Annotated in this window: 15 protein-coding genes; 3 read left to right on the plus strand and 12 right to left on the minus strand. The window is 43.4% G+C overall.

The genetic code is table 11. The features are described 5' to 3' along the window. Positions 1 to 41 precede the first annotated feature (41 nt). The 11 genes from ACE1OE_RS00315 to ACE1OE_RS00365 all read right to left on the minus strand — a co-directional run bounded on the left by ACE1OE_RS00315 (position 42) and on the right by ACE1OE_RS00365 (position 15,560). Entirely contained in the window at positions 42 to 692 is a 651-nt protein-coding gene (locus ACE1OE_RS00315) for a hypothetical protein (RefSeq protein ID WP_449209700.1), read from the minus strand. A 113-nt stretch (positions 693 to 805) separates the two neighbouring features. Then, positions 806 to 2,530 (minus strand): aspartate:alanine exchanger family transporter, encoded by a 1,725-nt coding sequence (locus ACE1OE_RS00320; RefSeq protein ID WP_449210091.1) that lies wholly within the window; start codon positions 2,528 to 2,530, stop codon positions 806 to 808. Between the two features lie 229 nt (positions 2,531 to 2,759). Beyond that, the gene (locus ACE1OE_RS00325) at positions 2,760 to 4,133 is read right to left on the minus strand and encodes a glutamate decarboxylase (RefSeq protein WP_372061757.1); all 1,374 of its coding nucleotides are present in this window, start codon (positions 4,131 to 4,133) and stop codon (positions 2,760 to 2,762) included. 426 nt (positions 4,134 to 4,559) lie between these two features. Further along, positions 4,560 to 6,821: a multiheme c-type cytochrome gene (locus tag ACE1OE_RS00330; RefSeq protein WP_449210092.1), complete on the minus strand. Its 2,262-nt coding sequence runs from the start codon at positions 6,819 to 6,821 to the stop codon at positions 4,560 to 4,562. Positions 6,822 to 7,038: 217 nt separating this feature from the next. After that, the gene (locus ACE1OE_RS00335; RefSeq protein ID WP_102469338.1) at positions 7,039 to 8,583 is read right to left on the minus strand and encodes an arylsulfatase; all 1,545 of its coding nucleotides are present in this window, start codon (positions 8,581 to 8,583) and stop codon (positions 7,039 to 7,041) included. Between the two features lie 209 nt (positions 8,584 to 8,792). Next, positions 8,793 to 9,338, minus strand: coding sequence for a hypothetical protein (locus ACE1OE_RS00340; RefSeq protein WP_449209701.1), 546 nt, complete (start codon positions 9,336 to 9,338; stop codon positions 8,793 to 8,795). 88 nt (positions 9,339 to 9,426) lie between these two features. Then, the gene (locus ACE1OE_RS00345) at positions 9,427 to 10,596 is read right to left on the minus strand and encodes a glyceraldehyde-3-phosphate dehydrogenase (protein WP_449209702.1); all 1,170 of its coding nucleotides are present in this window, start codon (positions 10,594 to 10,596) and stop codon (positions 9,427 to 9,429) included. A 313-nt stretch (positions 10,597 to 10,909) separates the two neighbouring features. Then, positions 10,910 to 11,836 (minus strand): LysR family transcriptional regulator, encoded by a 927-nt coding sequence (locus tag ACE1OE_RS00350; RefSeq protein ID WP_372061752.1) that lies wholly within the window; start codon positions 11,834 to 11,836, stop codon positions 10,910 to 10,912. 207 nt (positions 11,837 to 12,043) lie between these two features. Then, complete coding sequence (locus ACE1OE_RS00355; protein ID WP_372061751.1) at positions 12,044 to 13,441, minus strand: glycoside hydrolase family 1 protein; 1,398 nt, start codon at positions 13,439 to 13,441, stop codon at positions 12,044 to 12,046. Positions 13,442 to 13,445: 4 nt separating this feature from the next. Continuing rightward, entirely contained in the window at positions 13,446 to 14,339 is an 894-nt protein-coding gene (locus ACE1OE_RS00360; RefSeq protein ID WP_449209703.1) for an ROK family protein, read from the minus strand. A gap of 237 nt (positions 14,340 to 14,576) precedes the next feature. After that, positions 14,577 to 15,560: an ROK family protein gene (locus tag ACE1OE_RS00365; RefSeq protein WP_449209704.1), complete on the minus strand. Its 984-nt coding sequence runs from the start codon at positions 15,558 to 15,560 to the stop codon at positions 14,577 to 14,579. 255 nt (positions 15,561 to 15,815) lie between these two features. Here ACE1OE_RS00365 and ACE1OE_RS00370 point away from each other — a divergent pair, with 255 nt between their 5' ends. Next, on the plus strand, positions 15,816 to 16,715 hold the full coding sequence (locus ACE1OE_RS00370) for a GntR family transcriptional regulator (protein WP_449209705.1): 900 nt from the start codon (positions 15,816 to 15,818) through the stop codon (positions 16,713 to 16,715). A 186-nt stretch (positions 16,716 to 16,901) separates the two neighbouring features. Then, a complete protein-coding gene (gene manA / locus ACE1OE_RS00375) occupies positions 16,902 to 18,089 on the plus strand; it encodes a mannose-6-phosphate isomerase, class I (RefSeq protein ID WP_449209706.1) in 1,188 nt (395 codons plus the stop codon). 215 nt (positions 18,090 to 18,304) lie between these two features. Here manA and ACE1OE_RS00380 read toward each other — a convergent pair whose 3' ends face one another. After that, positions 18,305 to 19,633, minus strand: coding sequence for a PTS sugar transporter subunit IIC (locus ACE1OE_RS00380; protein ID WP_449209707.1), 1,329 nt, complete (start codon positions 19,631 to 19,633; stop codon positions 18,305 to 18,307). A gap of 365 nt (positions 19,634 to 19,998) precedes the next feature. Between ACE1OE_RS00380 and ACE1OE_RS00385 the strand changes: the two genes are divergently transcribed. Next, entirely contained in the window at positions 19,999 to 20,304 is a 306-nt protein-coding gene (locus tag ACE1OE_RS00385) for a PTS sugar transporter subunit IIB (RefSeq protein ID WP_449209708.1), read from the plus strand. Positions 20,305 to 20,410: the final 106 nt, after the last annotated feature.

Consider the following 20,410-nt stretch of genomic DNA (forward strand, 5'->3'; position numbering starts at 1 on the left):
GAAGGCGATTGGCAAGGATACATTACATGTTATGTCAATTCTCACCACACAATGGGTTGAAACAATTCGCTCAAATAATGTGGAATTGCCAAGCCTTTCGTTTGAGTATTAAAGGCCTCAAAGACAAAAGCTTGATAGTTGAGCCAAGTTATTGCAGCAAGCATTAGAATGTAGCTTAAGCCTAAGTAACGGTTAATTGTTTTAGGGAATGGCGAACGGATGAGAGTAACCAATGGTCCAATATAAAGGGTAACAAACCATGCGGTTGCGCCTAGGTAATAAATGGCTTTTCTGAATATTGTTATTTGGATTTCTTGGGAAGGAGCGAGCTGAATAGCCAGCAAGAATTGTTCGTTCAGTGGTGCAAAAAAGCCGGTTACCGCATTCGCCAAACCAAAATACATCAATAAATCGCCGACAATAAAAGACCAGTGATCACACGTTCCCGTGTCGTCGATCGCGCAAGAATTTAAAAATGCCACAATGGCCAGTAAGGAGCAAGCTAGCGATAAAAACAGCGCCATATCGGCTCTAAAGTGCACCGTATGAGTTAAACCTGGTACAGAAATACCGCCTTTCATGTTGAGTAATTCTGAGATTTGAAAAGATACGATCGCGATATTAAAGCCAACAACCGTTAAACGAGCTCTCATTACGTTGATAGCAATGCCGATACGCAACGTGTCAGTCATAGTTTGTATCCAAATCCGTAAACAAAGAAGCGTAGCAGCACAATATTGTGCGCTGCTACGGTAGATAAATGATGAATATAGACAAGGTTTGGCTTACGCCATTAAGCGCCTAATTATGAGAACACCATCGCAATATACCCAAGGATTAGAACTATCGCGGAGGTGAGCGCGTAAGGCACAGGATATGCCACAGCCGCAATACCGCTTTGTGATAGTTCCTGAATACCATTCAATGCTGGTGTACTGTTTCTTCCTCCGGCACAAGCACCAGCCAGAACCACTGGGTTCATTTTTCTGAAGTAGTAACCGTATATCCACGCTAAGAAAGGAGGAACGAGCGCACCAAGCAATCCAAGCACTACAATCCAAATCACGATACTACCTTGGAACGAAGACATGATTTTAGGACCCACGCCAGCTGCAAGTACCGCAACAAATAAACTCAGGCCAATATCATTCAAGAATGCTCTTGCACCTTCACTGGTTGGGCCGCCGAAATCAGGGTTTCGTGTTCGCAACCAAGAAATCAAAATACCCATTAGCATACAACCTGCTGAAGTGCCCAGCGCAAAAGGTATACCACTTATCTCTACGCTCGCATGACCAATCACAAAGCCAAAAAATAGCGCAATAGACATGAAACAAACCCCTCTGTAGGTACTTTCTACAATTGGCACAGCCTTTAGTGACTTAGCGGCTTGATCAACGCACCACTTGGGACCCGCTAGACGCAGCACATCACCCTTTTCGACGATGGTTTTCGGTAAGTGAGGGATCGCAACACCAGCTCTGAACATCGATTTCAAGTGGATACCAAAACCGATCTCTAAACCTAATTCTTCGAGTGTTTTTCCTGCGTATTCACTTTTACCTACGTGCACATCAGCAACTTCGATATCAACCATTCTTGCTTTTGGCTCTGAGATTTCTCGGCCAACTGTACCTGTTCCTTTCAACAACAGACTATAGTCACCCATTACGCCGACAATATCGCCCATTTGTAGCTGAGGATTATCATGTGCATCAATCACGGCATCACCGCGAACCACTTTTAAGATGGTGGCGTGTGGGTTCATGGCAAACAATTGGCTGATGGATTTACCCACTAACTCTTCGTGTTCTACTACGTACGAGCGGATTTGTTTATCGGTGAAACCAAGTATTGACGCTCCCTCCGTACCCGGTAGAGCTCCACCGTCTTCACCACCAGCAAACTCTTTTTCTGCTTTTGCTGCTTCAACAACAGGATCATGGCCAAACATTTTCGGTAAATACTTGATCAGTAGAATAATAAAGACCGAAGACAGAACGTAACTAATTGCGTAGCCCGCTGCCATATTTGCACCCACCATATCGGCGGTAACGCCTTCTGGCAATTTGAACGCACCGCTAGTGATGGCTGACTGTGCCACACCCATTACCGCAGTTACAGTGTAACTACCAGAAATGATACCAGCGGCATATCCCGGCCCAAGATCCAACACTTTTGCGCCCAAAAAGACGATAAGAAAATTGGAGAAAACAACAATTAAACCAATGACTAGGAAATCAACGCCACCTCTAGCAAGGCCAGAGAAGAATTGTGGACCAACTCGCATACCCAGCGCATACATAAAGAGCATTAGAAAAATGTCTTCTACCAACCCTGGAATGTCGTAAACAATTCCGTAAAGTGCACTAGACGCTAGAGCAATCAATATCCCAGTAACTAGGGTGCCTGCTGTAGCGCCCAGGCAAATACCACCGACGGTAATACGCCCTAGAGGGTAGCCAATCGCAAGGGTAAGGAATAGATATGCAAACGGATTTTGTGCTAAATAATTTAACGCCCATGCGATTCCACTATATGACTCAGGTTCAACGGAAGACGCATATGCACTTCCAAAGAATAGTGACGCAAGGGTGAAGAGTCCTAATATTAAACTGATGATATGTTTTGGAGGGTGAGACAAGTACCCTGCAATTTTTGTAGGTGTGGTCATAGTACCATGCTGCCTGTAGAGATAATTAAAAGAAGAAATAAACGAATTACTCCTTCTTAACCATTAATGTGTTAGCCGTTATGAATTAACATTTGCCTGATGAAACCTTGTGAAGGTCATGCAGCTTCGGAGGCGTCGCATTACCGCCGTGCTCTTCAAGGTAATCACAAGCCATTTCAATGTCTTTGATAAGGATGTCTGCAGCATCTTTATTTAGGTGTGGCCTTACCACGATTCTCAGGCTATTAACTTCCTCTGCATTTGCCGGCATTGAATAAGCTGACAGGATCCAACCGCGCTCACGAACCTTATTTGAAATATCAAATTCGTTGTAGTTTGTGACAGACTTATCAAGCGTCAATGCAACCACCGGAATACGTTGAGTCGTATTCATTACAGTAAACTTACCTGTCGCTAATAAGCGGTCACGAATATATTCAGAGTTTTCTAGCGTCTTCTTCATAATACTTGTGTAACCTTCTCTACCAAGTCGTACGAAGTTGTAATACTGGGCAAGTACCGTTGCTGAGCTCTTACTGAAGTTCAGGGTTGCCGTCGCCGCTTCACCACCGAGGTAGTTAACGTAAAATACAAGGTCTTCATTGAAAACCGCACGTTCACGGAAGATAATCCACCCAAGACCAGGAGGAACTAAACCAAATTTGTGTCCAGAAGCGTTGATCGATTGAACACGTGGGAGACGAAAATCCCACTCATAATCAGGATATAAGAACGGGTTTACAAAGCCACCTGACGCCGCATCAATGTGCATTGGGATCGAGACACCTGTTTTCGCTTCATAGTCATCTAGCCAGTCATGGATCGCTTGGAAGTCATCGTCTTCACCCGTAAATGTTTGACCAGCAATACCAACAACACAGATCGTATTCTCATCAACGTATTCATCAAGTTGTTCCGCGGTTAGTCTGTATTGGCCTGGCTTCAATGGTACAATTCGTGGCTCAACATCAAAATATTTAAGGAATTTTTTCCAAACGATTTGAACATTACCACCTGTTACCATATTGGGTCTTGTTGTATCTTTACCCGCTTTTTCACGCGCTTGACGCCAGTTCCATTTGTGCGCAAGACCAGCCAGCATACAAGCTTCCGAAGAACCAATCGTCGCAGCACCGTAAGCTTCAACATCGCTTGGACCATTCCAAAGCTCATGAAGCCACTTCACACATTTTGCTTCAGTTGCTTTGGTGTGTGGGTACATATCTGGGTCAGCAAAGTTTCTAAATGAACCATCCTTGAAGATCTCAGCCGCTTCTGGTTCCATAAAGGTTGTCACAAACGACGAAAGATTTAAATTCGGGTTGGCATCGGTCCAACACTCACTTCTTACTAACGCCGCAGCTGCTCTTGCTGCCATGCCTTCTTGAGGAAATGTTTCAGGTAGTTCGATATTAAATTGTTCAAATGAATTCAAATTAGAGTGTTTTTCTTGTGACATTGTATTTACCTATTCGATTACATAAATTATTAACGTTATTTAAATAACAATATTTCTTATACATTCTTTGTTAATTTACTCTGTGAATAAAATTATTCTAAGCACCTAAACCAACTGCGAACGATAGTAATAAAATAAGAATAAATCGTTAACTACATTTTGAATGACTCGATCCATCAAAAATGCAAACACACACTAAAATAGTAAATTGAAATATTAAAATACTTACAAAATCAACAGGTTAAGAATATTGCAACATATACAAAAAAAGTTATCATCATAGTAAATATTGCAATACGACCACATTCCGCCGTAGCAAATAGTGCTCATCGTTTAGGCCAAGTAAACGATGAGCACTATTTTATTATAAACAGAGTGGTCTCTGTTTATAATAAAATCACAAGGTTATTTATGATATCTACTGTCCTAGTACTTAACACGCGATTTTAATTGCTCTACAACGTTGGGAGGCGCAATCGCACTTAATACTTTAATACAGCGCTCGAAAGACTCAGCGACCGAACCTGCCGTGTAGTTCCTCGCCAATACTTCGCATTGCGCATACACATGCTGCGGGTTTTTACTCAATTTATAGGCGGTTTCCAAGGCCTTGGCCGCTGCGAGTACATCACTGCGTTCCAACGACAGTCCGTAAACATACCAATATTGTGGATTGTTCTGAGCGTTTTGTGCGGCCAGCTTCAAATACTGGCTCGCTTGTGTGTAATCTTTCGCTCGTAGTGAGGCTAAGCCAGCACTATAAGGTAGAACACTTGATTCAGGCTGCGCAGCCATACCTTGCCTTAAAATATCGATTGCCGCTTTTTCGTTTCGCTGCGAACGATACAAATCCGCTAAATTGACATAGCTGTTCTCAAAATAAGGTTCTATTGCGATTGCGCCTAAATAGAAGTCGATCGCCTGTTGAACGTCACCTAGACTGCGGTAAACGTTACCCAAATTCGTTCGTCCAAACCCCCTATCGGAATTAAATGTTTGAATGGCGATGTAATCGTCAAGTGGGGCTTTTAACACGTCCTTTTGTGCTGGGTTCATTTCGCTCCAACCAGGAACCAATGCACCAGCAGCTTCTGCTCGTACCGACAATACAGAGTCATTAAGCAATGGTTCAAGTATTTGCCAACGATCAGCAAACGAATACCCTGACGACCCCGCAACGGCGCCTAGACGAATCATTTCATTCTCATGTTTGACCGCTCGCCCCAATGATATGAGTGTATTCTGTCCGGTATTACCGGCCATCCGCTCAAGCGCTGAGGCGCGAATGATATTCGCCAGACTCGAATCTTGTGAGGAATAGGCCAACGCGTCAGGTGCTGATTGATGCCCAATGGCATCAGCGTAGAATGCAACAGAGAAGTGCTGTTGATTCCTATAACTAGAGTTGGGGAACCATTCACCAATGTGTTTATCCGCCCATTGGTTAGTTTCACCTTCATGACAACTCGTGCATACGTTTGGGGTATTAATATGTTGGCTCAGGTCCGCTCGTGGCACGTGCCAGCTATGATCGCGTCGTGGATCAACTTGCATATAAGTTGTTTCCGGCATGTGGCAGGTTGTGCATTTAGAGGCTTCGGTGTTAGGTAAATGGAAGGTATGTTTTTCTGGTGTATATTCAGAGGCAATATGACACTGACTGCACACCGCTTCTTCCGGTATCTTTAGCTTAGTACTGTGTGGATCGTGACAATTGGAACATGTCACCCCGCTCTCAGCCATCTTCGATTGCAAGAATGACCCATAGACATAATCTTCGTCGTAAATCTGCCCATCATTGTGATAAAGCTCTGGTGCAATAAGACTCAAGCGGTATCGATCAAAAAAAGAATCTTGAACATGATCACCGGTTTCATTTAGCTGAGTACGACGACTATGGCACTGAGCGCACGTTTTCACTTGGTGAGTATCGAAAATTTCCTTCGGTTGTAACGTTGTCTTGCCTTCTTGGTATACCCATTCTTTCACCGACTGCGATAGGTCTCGATTAAACCCAAAATGCGCAGGGATTGGTGAGTTGGGTTGAGCGTCGATTTCTTTCGCAAGCTTAATATGTTCACTTGCGGGCCCGTGACAAGCTTCACATCCAACGTTGATTTCAGACCAGGTGGTATTATAGGTATTGGCTGCACTGTCGTAGTTTTTTTCGAGATTGGTTGAATGACAATCGGCGCACATAAAGTTCCAGTTTTGCCCGGTGTTCGTCCAATAAAATTCGTCGTTAACCGTCGTATCTGGATAAAGATTAAACCAGCGCTGACCACCTTCGTTTTTATCTCTTGAGTCCCAAGCAAAAGGAATCAGCTGTACTCTGCCATCATCAAATTCCACCATATACTGCTGCAAAGGATCAAAAGCGAAGGTATAGGTAATTTGATAATCATGAAACAAGCTGTCAGGTCCTTCAATATTGACCCAAAATTCATCGCCCTTTCGAAAGAACCGGTTAGGCTTACCGTTATGTAGAATAGTTTGGTCATTGAAGTCACCTAACACGCTGTCATCTGACGCATGTTTCATCGCCATATCATGGTCAGACCCCTGCCAAGCCTTTGACTCCTCTTGATGGCAATCAATACACATGTCACTACCAACAAATTCGGCTTGCGACACAGACACAGCGACACTTGGTAGGGGTAACGCTAAAGCGCCAAAAAACACCAACATTGACCATATTCTACAACTAAACGAATTCATAACTATCCTTGTTCATGCGCGTTTTTAAGCGTCGGTTACTACGCCATTATAATGTTCACATAGTGAAAGATAGAGTAATTTTTCTTTGTTAGACAAATAATTAGCGGCTTAGTCGATATAAATTGTTATGGGAATCAAAAAAGAGCTCTCACGAGCTCTTTTTATACGTTGAATTTACATTGTCTTGCTATTTATTAGGCGATTCCTGAAGCTTCTCCATTACCTGATCTAAACTAAAGCTCGCCGCTTTTTGGCGTGGTGGAAACTCTTTAAATGTTTGCAAGAATTCTCCCACATACGCTTGCGCGGGGACAAACATATACGCATGGTCAAGAAGCCAATCGTAGTAGGTGTTCGAGGTAATGTCTGCGTTTTCGTACGGGTCCATACGTAAGTTAAACAATTTAGGAAGGCGTAATGTCACAAACGGTTCCGACCAAATTTGCATCGTCCCAGTTGCTCTTTGCTCCATAAATACCGCTTTCCATTGGTTGTAACGCAACGCAGCCAGGTCACCATCATCTGTGAAATAGAAAATTTCCGAGCGACGTCCCTTCTCTTCTTCACCGGTTAAATAAGGTAAGAAGTTATAACCATCAAGGTGCACCTTGAAGGTCTTATTACCCGCTTGATGGCCTTTCAGCAATTTTTCTTTTATCTGATCATCGCCTGCCGCGGCGACAAATGTAGGCATCCAGTCCATATGATGCATAATCTCGTTAGAGACGGTGCCGGCTTCAATCTTACCCGGCCAGCGAACCATTGCTGGTACTCGATATGCGCCTTCCCAGTTGGTATTTTTCTCACCTCGGAATGGTGTTGTCCCTGCATCTGGCCATGAATTCATATGTGGGCCATTATCAGTAGAGTAGAACACAATGGTATTGTCTTTGATGCCCAAGTCATCCACTTGTTTTAATAACTCACCGACGTGGCTATCGTGCTCAACCATCGCATCTGCGTAGTAACTGATACCCGTTTTACCTAGATTCTCATCTTTAACGTGGGTTCGAAAATGCATCCGAGTCGCATTCCACCAAACAAAAAATGGCTTCTCTGCTTTAACCGCTCGTTCCATGAAATCCAGAGCGACCTCCAACGTTTCTTCATCGACGGTTTCCATACGCTTACGCGTGAGTGGTCCCGTATCCTCAATCTTGCCATCCGCATACGACTTAATTACGCCACGCGGGCCAAACTTCTTCCTAAACTCGGGATCTTTAGGATAATCAATATTCTCAGGCTCTTCTTCTGCATTTAAGTGATAAAGATTGCCAAAAAATTCATCGAAACCATGTGCTGTTGGCAGAAACTCATCTTTGTCACCTAAATGATTCTTACCAAACTGACCTGTCATGTACCCCATGGGCTTCAGTAATTCAGCAATGGTCGCATCTTCTGCCTGTAGGCCAATATCGGCGCCTGGTAACCCCACCTTACTTAAACCCGTTCTCAACACACTTTGACCAGTAATAAAAGTAGAACGACCTGCGGTACAAGACTGCTCGGCGTAATAATCGGTAAACATCATGCCTTCTTTTGCAATACTATCGATGTTCGGTGTTTTATACCCCATTAAGCCGAATGAGTAGGCACTGACGTTCGTTTGACCGATATCATCACCCCAGATTACAAGAATATTTGGCTTTTCTGCTGCCATGCTGCTTGTCGCACCCATAATGGCGACGGTTAGTACTGCTAATTGGCGTTTAACACCATACTTCGCTGTCATAGAGACCTCTACACGTTATCGTTATTTGCATCCTGCATAACAACGTATAGCTTACATTTCATACAATCGCGAACGTTCCAACTTATTAAGTTTATTATCATAACGGCGCCACATAGAGGGCATGAATGGCACTTTAAATATCTTTAATTTAAAGAACTAACGATAAAACTCATTGAAAACTGAACGATGCTGCTTTACAAGCATGATAATTAATCACTTTGCTCTTCTACTTCAATATCTTCGACGCTATACAGAATGGACTCTAACACCTTAATATTTTCTTTATCAGAAACTCCCGCTGCTAAAAACAATTTTTGGGCTAAGTTGTTTGACTCTCGACTCGCCATGCTTGCATACCAAGGGTATAAATTTAACGAGGACAGATAGAGGTCATCAATGATTTCCATCATTTGTTTCGTTACATTCGGTTCTGACTGACTACTTTCTATGCCCTCTATGAGCAACTGGTTCGTTATTCCTGTTTCTCTTTCAATAATCGAGTCGATTGCAGAATGGTAGTGGACCCAATGCCGATGATGCGTTAATTGATTATCTAAGAAACGAAGTGTAGCGATCAACGTCAATTTATCAGATAGCGTTTTATTCACAAAACCCCTGATGCGTTCATACGTCACATTTGCCATCACTTCCCCACAACAGCTCATGGTACCAACACTTCGATTAGTTATTGTTGCTCGCTGTTTACAAACACGACATTCTAGCGTGTCATATAGGTATACTTCATCAATTCTCATATCCCACCTTTTAACCAATATTCATAAAGTTAAACACGCACAACAGTACGCTTTCTCAGCCTCGCTCGCTAACGCTCAGCATTGCCACTTAAATCCCCGTCCCTACCTGAAAATACACGGCTCGATCTTCTTCGCTTTTTGCAATATCGATGCCCACTCGCAAGCCATATCGACGGGCAATAAGATATCTCACCCCCGTCCCGTAGCTGTAATGACGGTCATCCTTAAAAAGCTCGTCCGTAGCATCCGTTGCCGATCCAACGCCACCAAATAGTGATGTCGACCAACGGTTCGTTATCTTGTAAGTCACTTGAGTTTCCACTGACGCAGTTGATGTACCTTGATAGCGATTTCGACCAATACCTCGAAGTTCAATATCGGGATAAGCTGCGGGAGGTAATAGCCGTTCATCAGTAGATAATGTATTGTATTGAGCCTTTATCGCCCCATCCCACTGCTTTGCTAATGGAAAATATTGAACACCTTGTACTTTGAAGGTTTGATAGTCATAGTCACTACCGATACTGTCGTCGTAGACTTGGTATTTCGCGATATAATCTCCACCAGCGGTTGGATATAGGAAGCTATTTCTCGTATAGTATTCCGCAATCAGGCCCAACCCAGAAACATTCGGGTCGGTATTTAACCAGGTTGTGGCAATGTGATTAATCTTGTCTGCATCGACAATACTCAATTTGGGCTTCACAAATTGCTGGGTGAACCCAAGGAAAAGTGGCGTGTCGGCAATCCTAAATTGTAGTTTTTGCATGACACCACCACCATTCATGCTCATCTCAAACCCATCAGCATCAGCTCCTGCCAAAGGCGTGTAAAAATTCATATGAATATCACCGTAAAATGCGCCGCCCAGATAACGAATACTGTCTTTTTTCCAGGTTTGACGGTGACCGACAAAGCCGCCCCACGTGCCATTCTGTGTTCCGAATGCACCTACAACGCTAATTCCCGGCGTCAATAATTTTGCACCACCATTAAGTGATTTTTGTGCTTCTTTTTTACGCTTGGCTTTTTGGCTATCTGATTCATGCAAAAATACGCCCATCATTCCGCCGCCATATCCCAATGCGGGTTCTGTTATAACGATCGGTACCGGCAAAAAACCGTAAGCGTTTTCCGCAAGGTATTCTCCCATGTCTAATTTATTATCAACGGGATCGGTAAAACTAACCGCAAGACAATGGAAGCTAAACAAGCTGAAAAGAGCCAATGTGATGAATCGTGTGTAGCGCATTTGCATGGTTCTCAAAGAATAGATGGCTACATGCTACATTTAGGGGGAATATTGAGCGATAGAATGAGGCTAAAAAGCCAATTAAGTGCTGTTTATCGATGTATTGGTTTCAAGGGTTTAAATGCTGATTGAAATGAAACTTATCTTTTACGTTATATTTTTATAGTAAAATCAAAGTCCCATATTCCGTTAAAGTTAGCGAATCAAAAATAAATAAGCGCATGACCCAAATTGCAGACCCATGTCGCTTAATACATAGACTTCGCCTTATCTATATAGTGACACTAGACGGCCAGAATGGAAGAAAACACCACCTACATCATAAGTCCTTTTCAGGCTCTAGCAGCAATGAGATTTCCTCAACAGCCGCAACAATTGCTTGTCGGAACCACTCATGACCCGTATCTTTATTTTGAGAGTGATGCCACGTCATATAGACCGGCACTTTCTTTGTTTCAAAAGGGACAGGGAAAGTATTGAGACCCAGCGCATCAGCGTATTTTTTTCCATGCCATTGACTGGTAACGCATAGCCAATCAGTTTCCGCGGTGAGCGCTAGCGCCGTAATATTCGATCCAGTTGCATACGCAATTTTTCTTTCTGGTAGCGTCATTGTCGCTAAGGACTCAAGCAAGAGCGTATTCAACCTTTCCGTTCGCCAAATTATATGAGCTTCATTAACAAAACTATCTAATGTTAGCTCTGTTTGCACTCGTGGATGCTGTTTCCTAACGGCAACTAATAACTCCTGCTCAAACAAAAGCTGATTATGATAGCCGTGGTCTTGCAATGGAACGGTTGCCAAAATCACATCCACTTTACGGCGAATTAAGTCATTTTGTCGGTCTTGTTCATCAAGATGTTCAACATCTGCTTTGATGTTAATGTTCGGTGCATGTTGTTTCTTGTAATTCGTTAGTGGTGGCACAATCAACAGATCAATGTCTTTATGGCTTGAGATTCTAAAGGTTCGCTGGCTGACATTTGGATCGAATGCCTTCCTTGATTTAGCCCCATTAAGAAGAAAAGACAACGGTTCTTGTATTTCGGCATGTAGCTCTATGGCAAAATTAGTGGGTACTATTCCTCTTCCTTGCCTCACAAAAAGCGGGTCCTGGTATTGGTCACGAAGTCGATTAAGTGAATGACTGATCGCTGGCGCCGTTATGTTCAGTACATCCGCAGCCGCATTTACACTTTGCGTTTTCATCACTGCATCAAATGCTTTTAATAGATTTAAGTCCATAACCGCTCTCATTAATGATTTGTAATAGGCACAGAGTTAATACTAGATTAAATCCGTCGTTATCATAGATTGATTCTGATCGGTTTTTTATGTGTGCATCACTTTTTGAGAACGTTGACGTTAAGCCAATAGGAAACCTAAAATAAACCCAAACCACCACTAATACCCCGTAAATTGCATACTACGGGGTAGACTTCTTATGATTCGTTAATCGCGCAATATCCCTGTGGTCGCAAGCTCTTTAAACCACAATCCATGCTGCTTCAAGATTCTGTTGCCCGTTTCAAGATCCAAGCGATAAAACCCATAGCGGCGCTTAAAGGAATTTGTCCAAGACCAATTGTCAATAAACGTCCACTGATGTACACCGAAACAACTTGCTCCATCTTCAAGCGAACGATGAAGCTGAACAAGATGTTCTTTCATGAGATTGGTTCGGAAACTGTCGTCAATAATGCCATTGTCATCTGGTTTACCTTCCGATGCCTCATCCATTGCGATACCAATTTCTGCAAGGAACCAAGGTATATTGTCGTAATTTTGTTTGATATTCATGGCAATATCATAAATCGCCGTCGGTAGGATCTCGTTGTTATCACGGTATGGATTAAAGCGCCCCTCAGGATTCACGTAGTTTTCGAAATAGACCTCCGGTGTGAAATAATCTAACTCGTACTCGCTTTCACGGGCTTGAACACGACGCGGGACATAATAATTCACCCCTAGAAATTCGATGTTTGCCGACGTGATGGTTGCAAGTTCATCTTTAGATGTTTCGGGCATGACACCGTGCTCAGAAAAAATATCACACAACTCTTTTGGTATTTCGTTTTTCACCATTGGATCAAGAAAACTACGATTAAACAGCAGATCAGCATACCAAGCCGCTTTCTGGTCGTCTTCGCGATCATCGCGAGTATAAGAAGGGGTAAGATTTAAGACCACCCCGATTTTTGTGTCTTCCAGTCCAAGGCGATGAAATTCATGTACGGCTCTCGCATGGGCAAGGATAATGTTGTAACCCACTTGAACCGCTAGTTTGCCGTCTTTTTTGCATGGATAATGAAAATCGTATAGATACCCCCCTTCCACAGGGACGATCGGTTCATTGAATGTAATCCAATATTTGACCTTATTCCCAAATAACTGGAATGCTGTTTTTGCATAATCGACATATAGATCGACCACTTTTTTTGATTCAAAACCACCAAACTTTTCTTGAAGTTCCGCTGGCATATCAAAATGATAAAGATTCATCATTGGTTCAATACCATTCGCGATCATCTCGTCTAGGTACCGATGATAGAAACGCACAGCATCAGGACAAACCTCGCCTGTTTCGTAGTTTTTAATTAGGCGAGACCATTGAATTGATGTCCGAAAAGAGTTAAAGCCAATGTTTTTCATTAGCTGAACATCTTCTTCATAGCGATGGTAAGTGTCCGTCACAAGTTGTGAACCGATACCGCGGAAAAACCGTTCGGGTGATTGTTGGTGCCATACATCCCATATCGAATCATTGGCTTTATTCGCTACCCCTTCGGTTTGGATTCCAGACGCGGCAGCGCCCCATTTAAAATCATGTGGAAACGTCAATTTCGTCATCTTATTAACCTTGCTTATTCATATAATGTTTCAACGCGCCAATCAAATTAGCGTCGTTACCAAATTTCGTGACTTTGAGAACAGGCCGAACCCTAGCAATCGGTATGTCGGCCAAAATACAATCTAACTTGTGATTAATGAGCGCTAAGAGATCCTGCCGGCGACTGATTGCGCCGCCAATGATGATGACTTCTGGATCGATACTGTATTGAATGTTATAAAGCCCAGTCGCTAAATAGCCGATCCACTGATCCACAACCTGAACGATCTCAGGATGTTGTTGCTCATACATCTCGAATACTTTGAGGCCATTCAGTGTTTCAACCGATACGCTCAATGCACTTGCAGCAAGTTCAACGAGCGCTAACGTCGATGCCAGATACCCTAACGTAATAGGCTTCCCATCTCGGTACTCCATGATGCTAAATCCGAATTCGCCACCGTGTAAGTGGTGCCCTTTCATGATCTGCTGATGAGTGACAATCGCGCCACCAACCCCTGTACCAATGACGACCAATGCAAAATGATTGGAATCGCTACCCGCTCCCAGCCAAGACTCAGCCAAGGCGGCGCAGCAGGCATCATTTTCCAGTTCTGTCGGCAAACCAAAACGGTCTTCATACAGCGATTTAACATCAAAGCCATGGATATACGGCAAAGCGCTACCACCATGGATAATCCCGGTGTCGACATCCACCGCACCACACGTGCTCACGGCTATACCCAAAATGTTATATTTGATTCGATATTGTTCAAATACCGGCGTAAATGCATCAAGCCACGCCTCATAAGTCTTTGCATGGCTTGTCAGCGTGAATCGCTCGACAATGTCCGCATGTCTTGTCATCACTGCGCCTTTGACTGCACTGCCACCAAAATCTAGTACTAAATAATTCATACAACCCTTAAACCATATGGTTATAGTTATAAAACATTATGTATTTATACGATCTAGTCAAAATTTTTTCCTGCCTACGGCAACGCAAGCAGGACTTGTACACCAAACCACCACAATCAAAGTGGTATACTCCGACCTAACACCAAATATAAAGTCCAGATTTAGGTATAAGGTTTGGCTCTGAGAATCACTACAACGATCTGAACCTCACCATTCTAAACATTGTCATTCTCGACATTACAATAAAGGTAAAAAGGCCGCGCCACGTACACCCGAGGAGTCACCATGGTGATTCTTCACTACTTTGGTTGTCGCGGCTTTAGTAAATGTGTAATTATTGATTTTTTGCTGAACCCTAGGATAAATCGCGTCAACATTTGACATGCCCCCACCGAGAACAATCACCTCTGGGTCAATAAAGTTAATAACCGTTGCTAAAGTGCGAGCTAATTGATCACAATAGAGGTCAAGATGTGCAATAGCATCCGCATTCCCTTGCTCGACAAGTGCCATAATCTGTTTCGAATCCGCTGAGAAATGTTTCTCGCTAAAAGTACGACCAAACCCTGAACCCGATACAAAGCTCTCAGTACAATTCATTGAACCGCAGTAACATTCAACTGGCTGACCATCGACAGACTGATTAAAGTTAGGTAGTGGGTTATGCCCCAACTCACCGCCAAGCTTGTTCAGGCCTGTCACTAGGCCGTTATTAATTATGACGCCGGAGCCACAACCCGTACCGATAATTACGGCAACACACGAATGAAGGGCATCAATAGCCGCCCCATCTTTAAACTCTGACAACGCTAAGCAATCGGCATCGTTCGCAATCGCAACAGGGACATCAATGTGACGACGTAAATCACCAATAAAGTCGGCACCATTAAGTACAGTGACATTAGCGCCTTGCATTAGCCCATCATTGCCAATCGAACCACAGCACCCAATACCAATTGACTCTACATCACCATGAGTTGCCACGTGTTCGATCACGCTCAATACGGATTGTAAGAATGCGGCATAGCTCGATGTGTTGGTCGGCTCTCGATACGTCACTAACGTTTGGTATGTGGGACTGTTGGCTTGTTGGATTAACCCAACCCCTTCAATTTTAGTTCCGCCAATATCTAAACCTACAATCATAGTTTTTCTCAACTTCACGGTGAACGATACCGCCTCAATGTGTTGCCATATCGTCCAGATAGTTTGATGACTCATCTAACGCCATAATCAAAGCATAACCCTGACGTTTGAGGAACTTGTAAAACTAATAGACCAGATATCACCCCGTTAGGACAGCGCACGCATTTAAAAACACTAGCCACGTCACACAAAGGAATACTCTTTTAAAAAAATAACCATATAGTTATTGATATGCAAAACATATAGCTTTAGCTTGGTACAATACTTTATTATGTAGCGCGTACCTTATTATCTGCCGAGTACCTTTATTATCTACCGAGTACCTTTATTATGTCGCGCGTACTGCATGCCCTCGATTTATTATTCGGGTATGGCGAGTCACCTAAAGGTGTGGCAACTATACAAGGTCTATATGGGGCGCCTAATGTAAGGCGAAAGCTACCAAACTCCGTAAAGTACATGGAACCAACAGCGAACGACAGAATGCGTGTTGTTATCGCACATCCAACAATGGAAAACGTAATGGTCAAATATCTAGATATCTACGCAACAGTGAAGGAACGTATCTTTGCGGGCCACTACAAATCAAACGCAAAGCTTCCTGATGGCACCTCATTGGCAAACGAGTTCAGTTGTAGTGAACTCACCATCAAAAAAGCGTTGGATATTTTAGTTAATGATGGCTTAGTGGTTCGTAAACGTGGCTCTGGCTCTTATGTCAAACAGCCGCCGCTCAATACGCAAACGCCTAAACATTTATACGGCACAAAAGCCAACGCCGAGGCCATTGGTCAAACCGTAAAGACCCAGGTGCTCAATTATTCTGTCGAACCTGCCAGTGACTTTTTAGCGCAGCGCCTCAACTGCCAAGAAGGCGATATGCTTTATCACATCACTCGCGTTCGAATCTTGGATAACAATCCAAATGTCATCGAAGACACCTACATGCCGATTAATGTCATCACAGGTTTATCGAAACAACATATTGAGAATTCAATCTACGACTACATCGGCAACGAACTTGGTCTTAAAATTCACAGCTCTACGTTAGAAATTACCGTGATTCCTGCCTCAGAACTAGAAGCTGAACACATGAATTTATCGGTGGGTGATTCCGTCGTCAATGTCGAACAAGTTGTCTACTTAGATAACGGAGATACCTTCGAGTATTCCAACGTTAAGCACCTGTGCGAGAACTTTAAGTTTTCAACTAATTTCGTAAAAATGTAACGAATTACGGTATGTTCAACAGAAATGACGAGGCATACAAGAAGAACCCTTAGCCACGAATTACATCGATGTAAACGACTAGAGATCATCTAGTTTCGACATACTTGGCTGACATATAGATTCCTTTGAACGGCTTAAGATAATTAGCGGTTCCTTTATAATTCCTGATTTTAGTGAGAGTATTTTATGACTACAGCGTCCTCTTTTTTTCTACTAGACAATACTATTCAGCACTACCCTTGGGGGAGTACCACCTCTATTCCAGAGCTCTTCAATGTAGAAAATACCGACAAAAAACCAATGGCGGAAATCTGGATGGGCGCCCATCCAAAAGCAAGCTCCACTATTAATGTTGATGGTGAGTCCGTCCAATTATGCGACTACATCAAACAACACGGTGCCAATGTTCTTGGTGAGCAAACACAACAGCAATTTGGTGAGCTCCCATACCTATTTAAAGTGCTTGCAGCAGCGCAGGCATTATCCATACAAGTACACCCAACCAAACAAGAAGCAGAAATAGGATTTGCCAAAGAAAACGCAAATGGTATTGCTATCGATGCCTACAACCGCAATTACAAAGATCCGAACCATAAACCCGAATTAGTGTATGCGCTGACCACGTATTACGCGATGAATGGCTTTCGAAGCTATTCGTCAATCCTTGAGCATTTTAAAGCCGTGGATAGCCACGTCTTATCAACGATTGTTGAACAGTACGCTGGCCAACAAAACGCACAGGGATTACGCACGCTTTTTGAAGCGGTGTTAACGCTAAGCGATACACAAAGAATCGACGCCACCGAAGATTTATTAAATTGGGCTCACGCCGATGGTGGGGAGTTGGCAACCTTCATCCTCGAACTCAACGAGTACTACCCTAAGGATGTCGGCTTACTGTCACCTTTGATGTTGAATGTTGTCGTCTTGCAGCCTGGTGAAGCCATGTACCTGGATGCAGGCACGCCGCATGCTTATGTCAGAGGCACGGCGTTAGAGCTCATGGCCAATTCAGATAATGTGCTACGAGCTGGTTTAACGCCGAAATACATCGACGTACCAGAGCTGCTTGCTTCTTGTCGTTTTGAGCCTTTGGTAGCAGAGCGTATCTTAACCACACCAGCACAAGAGACAGGTAGACTAGATTTTGCGGTACCGGTCAGCGACTTTGCTTTCTCAGTCTATCCGCAATCTAACCACCAAGAAGTGGCGATGAAACGCGCCGAGATTTGGTTTGCGATCGACGAAGATGCAACATTTGAAAGCACAAATGGCGAAACCATCACAATTAAGAAAGGTCAATCCGTGTTCATTCCAATCTCGACTCAAACATTTACGGTGACCAGTTTGGGAACTGTTGCAAGGGCGCATTAACATCAAGGCATAAAAAATGGGCACTCAGGTGTGCCCATTTTTTAATTAATTATTTGGTCTTAGTTTTGTCATCTGGCAAGCCACACGGCAAGGTCATACGTCCGTGTCGAAAACCGTAAACCCATTAGCAGAATTTACTGTCCCACCCGATTTTCCAGCCAAGTTAATCTTCGCCAACGTATGGCGTTAGATCCACACGCTTCCCTATCATTTTGTTACACCACCGAGGGCTGCTGATGGCGACGAAGCTTATCCGCTCGCTCTGCTTCTTGCTCAATTAATATCTTTTCATGAGCCCTAAAGAAAGGCAGATAAAGGAAATAAGCATTGATCATCGCAAAGCCCACCATACAGGCATTAATGATGCTGCCATTGGCTGCCCAAGCGGCACCAATCGGCGCAGGAACAGACCAAGGAAGCATAATGACGATGCGGTCCAGTATTCCGGCTGAAGTCAAAAACCATGCGATCGTTGCGTTGAACATTGGAACGAGCACGAAAGGGAGCAAGAACAGCGGATTCATGATGATAGGAAAGCCAAATAATATCGGTTCATTGATATTAAACAGCGAAGGAATAACCCCCACTTTCCCGACCGACTTTAATTGATTTGAGCGGCTTTTCAGCGCCAAGTAAACTAATGGAAGCGTTGAGCCCACTCCCCCAATCAGAACGAAAAAGTCCCAGAATGCTGGCAAATAAATATGCGGGACGGTCTCTAAACCTGAGGCAATAGCCTCTTGATTTTCAAGTAGATTAGACATCCAGAAAGGATTCATTATACCGGTAATGATCAGCGCTCCATGTATGCCCATAAACCAAAGTAACTGGCATACTAGAATAGAAATCAACACGGCGGCTAGGCTGTCAGAAGCAAGGACTAATGGACGAAACAGCGCTTCTATCAATGCAGGAAAATGCACCCCAAATTGGCTCTCAATCCAAACATTGAACATCGACAGTGTTGTGACCACGACAAAGATAGGGATCATCAATTTAAAGCTTTGTACCGTAAGAATGGGGACGTCTTCAGGCATCTTAATATACAAACCATGCCGAATAAAAAAGCGAACCACCTCAACCGCATACACACTGGCAATCAAAGCAGTAAAAATCCCCCCGCCGCCTAGATAACGGATATCAGCAGTGCCTAAATCATAAAAACCCACCAGCATCAGAAAGGCCATACAGCCCGTCAAACCACTTAGCCTTTCCGGGAGTTGATAGTGTTTGGCAAGGCTTGCGGATACACCAAACGCAACAATCAACCCCACGACACCGATCGTAAGTTGATACGTCGGGAGTAAAACTGGCCGAAGTGTATTCGCAAGGTCAAGCCACCAAATCGACAACATCGATTGGGGGTTAGCAAACGGCGGAAAAATAATAGGGACGAAAAAACAGCCAACAAAAATAAACGGCATCGCCAGTTGAAACCCATCACGCAGCGCCATTAAATGCTGGCTACGTGTTAGTAGCTTGGCGACGGGGTTCATCACTTGCTCTACTTGAGATGCAAAGACTCTCATGATCGAATAATTCATTGTTTGCTACCAACTTTCGGAATGGACGCAGAATACCGCAACTTTAAAGACTCTTGGAAACCGCTTATCCAAATTTGATGCATTGAACACATTTTCTCTACGATTTTCGCCCTATTCACCATCAGTCAATTCAATGTCTACACAAAATACATCGATTGCCAGAATGCGTACACAGTCGTAAACAATGCCTCATTATCATGCTTATTATCGATTTTCTTTCGTTAACCTCATCACGAAAATTTCATCATTTCTTCACTTTCAAGTGATCGTTTTCACACTCACCTGGAAATCATTTGGAAACCGGTTTCCAAATGATTTCCAAAAGAGCATAGTAAAAAGGAACTCAAGAATTAGGAAAACAAAAAATGAAAAAAATTATGCTTTGCTGCTCTGCTGGTATGTCTACATCAATGCTAGTAAAAAAAATGGAAGCGTCAGCTCAAGAACGTGGGATCGAAGCGGATATTAAAGCGTTTGGAGCGAATGAATTTAGTGCCAATGTTGGGCAATACGAAGTGGTACTTCTTGGCCCTCAAGTCAAGTATATGCAGGGTGATCTGCAAAAAGTTGCTGACGAATTCGGTATTAAAGTCGAGCCTATCAACATGATGGATTACGGCATGCAAAAAGGTGACAAGGTTTTAGATTTCGCCTTAGAGCTTATCGGCTAATCCGATACAGATTGCGCCCGTATCGTCGTACTCAAACGGGCGCCAAATGCAATCCGTTCATTTGAAACCGGTCACCGAACTCAAACGAACAGCAGTGAATATTTGA

Source organism: Vibrio sp. E150_011 (assembly GCF_053544015.1).

Bases quoted from the DNA above. Each gene is read 5' to 3' on its own strand.
- ACE1OE_RS00315 (WP_449209700.1), bottom strand. From the start codon at position 692: ATGACTGACACGTTGCGTATCGGCATTGCTATCAACGTAATGAGAGCT.
- ACE1OE_RS00325 (WP_372061757.1), bottom strand. From the start codon at position 4,133: ATGTCACAAGAAAAACACTCTAATTTGAATTCATTTGAACAATTTAAT.
- ACE1OE_RS00330 (WP_449210092.1), bottom strand. From the start codon at position 6,821: ATGTTGGTGTTTTTTGGCGCTTTAGCGTTACCCCTACCAAGTGTCGCT.
- ACE1OE_RS00335 (WP_102469338.1), bottom strand. From the start codon at position 8,583: ATGACAGCGAAGTATGGTGTTAAACGCCAATTAGCAGTACTAACCGTC.
- ACE1OE_RS00340 (WP_449209701.1), bottom strand. From the start codon at position 9,338: ATGAGAATTGATGAAGTATACCTATATGACACGCTAGAATGTCGTGTT.
- ACE1OE_RS00345 (WP_449209702.1), bottom strand. From the start codon at position 10,596: ATGCAAATGCGCTACACACGATTCATCACATTGGCTCTTTTCAGCTTG.
- ACE1OE_RS00350 (WP_372061752.1), bottom strand. From the start codon at position 11,836: ATGGACTTAAATCTATTAAAAGCATTTGATGCAGTGATGAAAACGCAA.
- ACE1OE_RS00355 (WP_372061751.1), bottom strand. From the start codon at position 13,441: ATGACGAAATTGACGTTTCCACATGATTTTAAATGGGGCGCTGCCGCG.
- ACE1OE_RS00360 (WP_449209703.1), bottom strand. From the start codon at position 14,339: ATGAATTATTTAGTACTAGATTTTGGTGGCAGTGCAGTCAAAGGCGCA.
- ACE1OE_RS00365 (WP_449209704.1), bottom strand. From the start codon at position 15,560: ATGAGTCATCAAACTATCTGGACGATATGGCAACACATTGAGGCGGTA.
- ACE1OE_RS00370 (WP_449209705.1), top strand. From the start codon at position 15,816: ATGTCGCGCGTACTGCATGCCCTCGATTTATTATTCGGGTATGGCGAG.
- manA (WP_449209706.1), top strand. From the start codon at position 16,902: ATGACTACAGCGTCCTCTTTTTTTCTACTAGACAATACTATTCAGCAC.
- ACE1OE_RS00380 (WP_449209707.1), bottom strand. From the start codon at position 19,633: ATGAATTATTCGATCATGAGAGTCTTTGCATCTCAAGTAGAGCAAGTG.
- ACE1OE_RS00385 (WP_449209708.1), top strand. From the start codon at position 19,999: ATGAAAAAAATTATGCTTTGCTGCTCTGCTGGTATGTCTACATCAATG.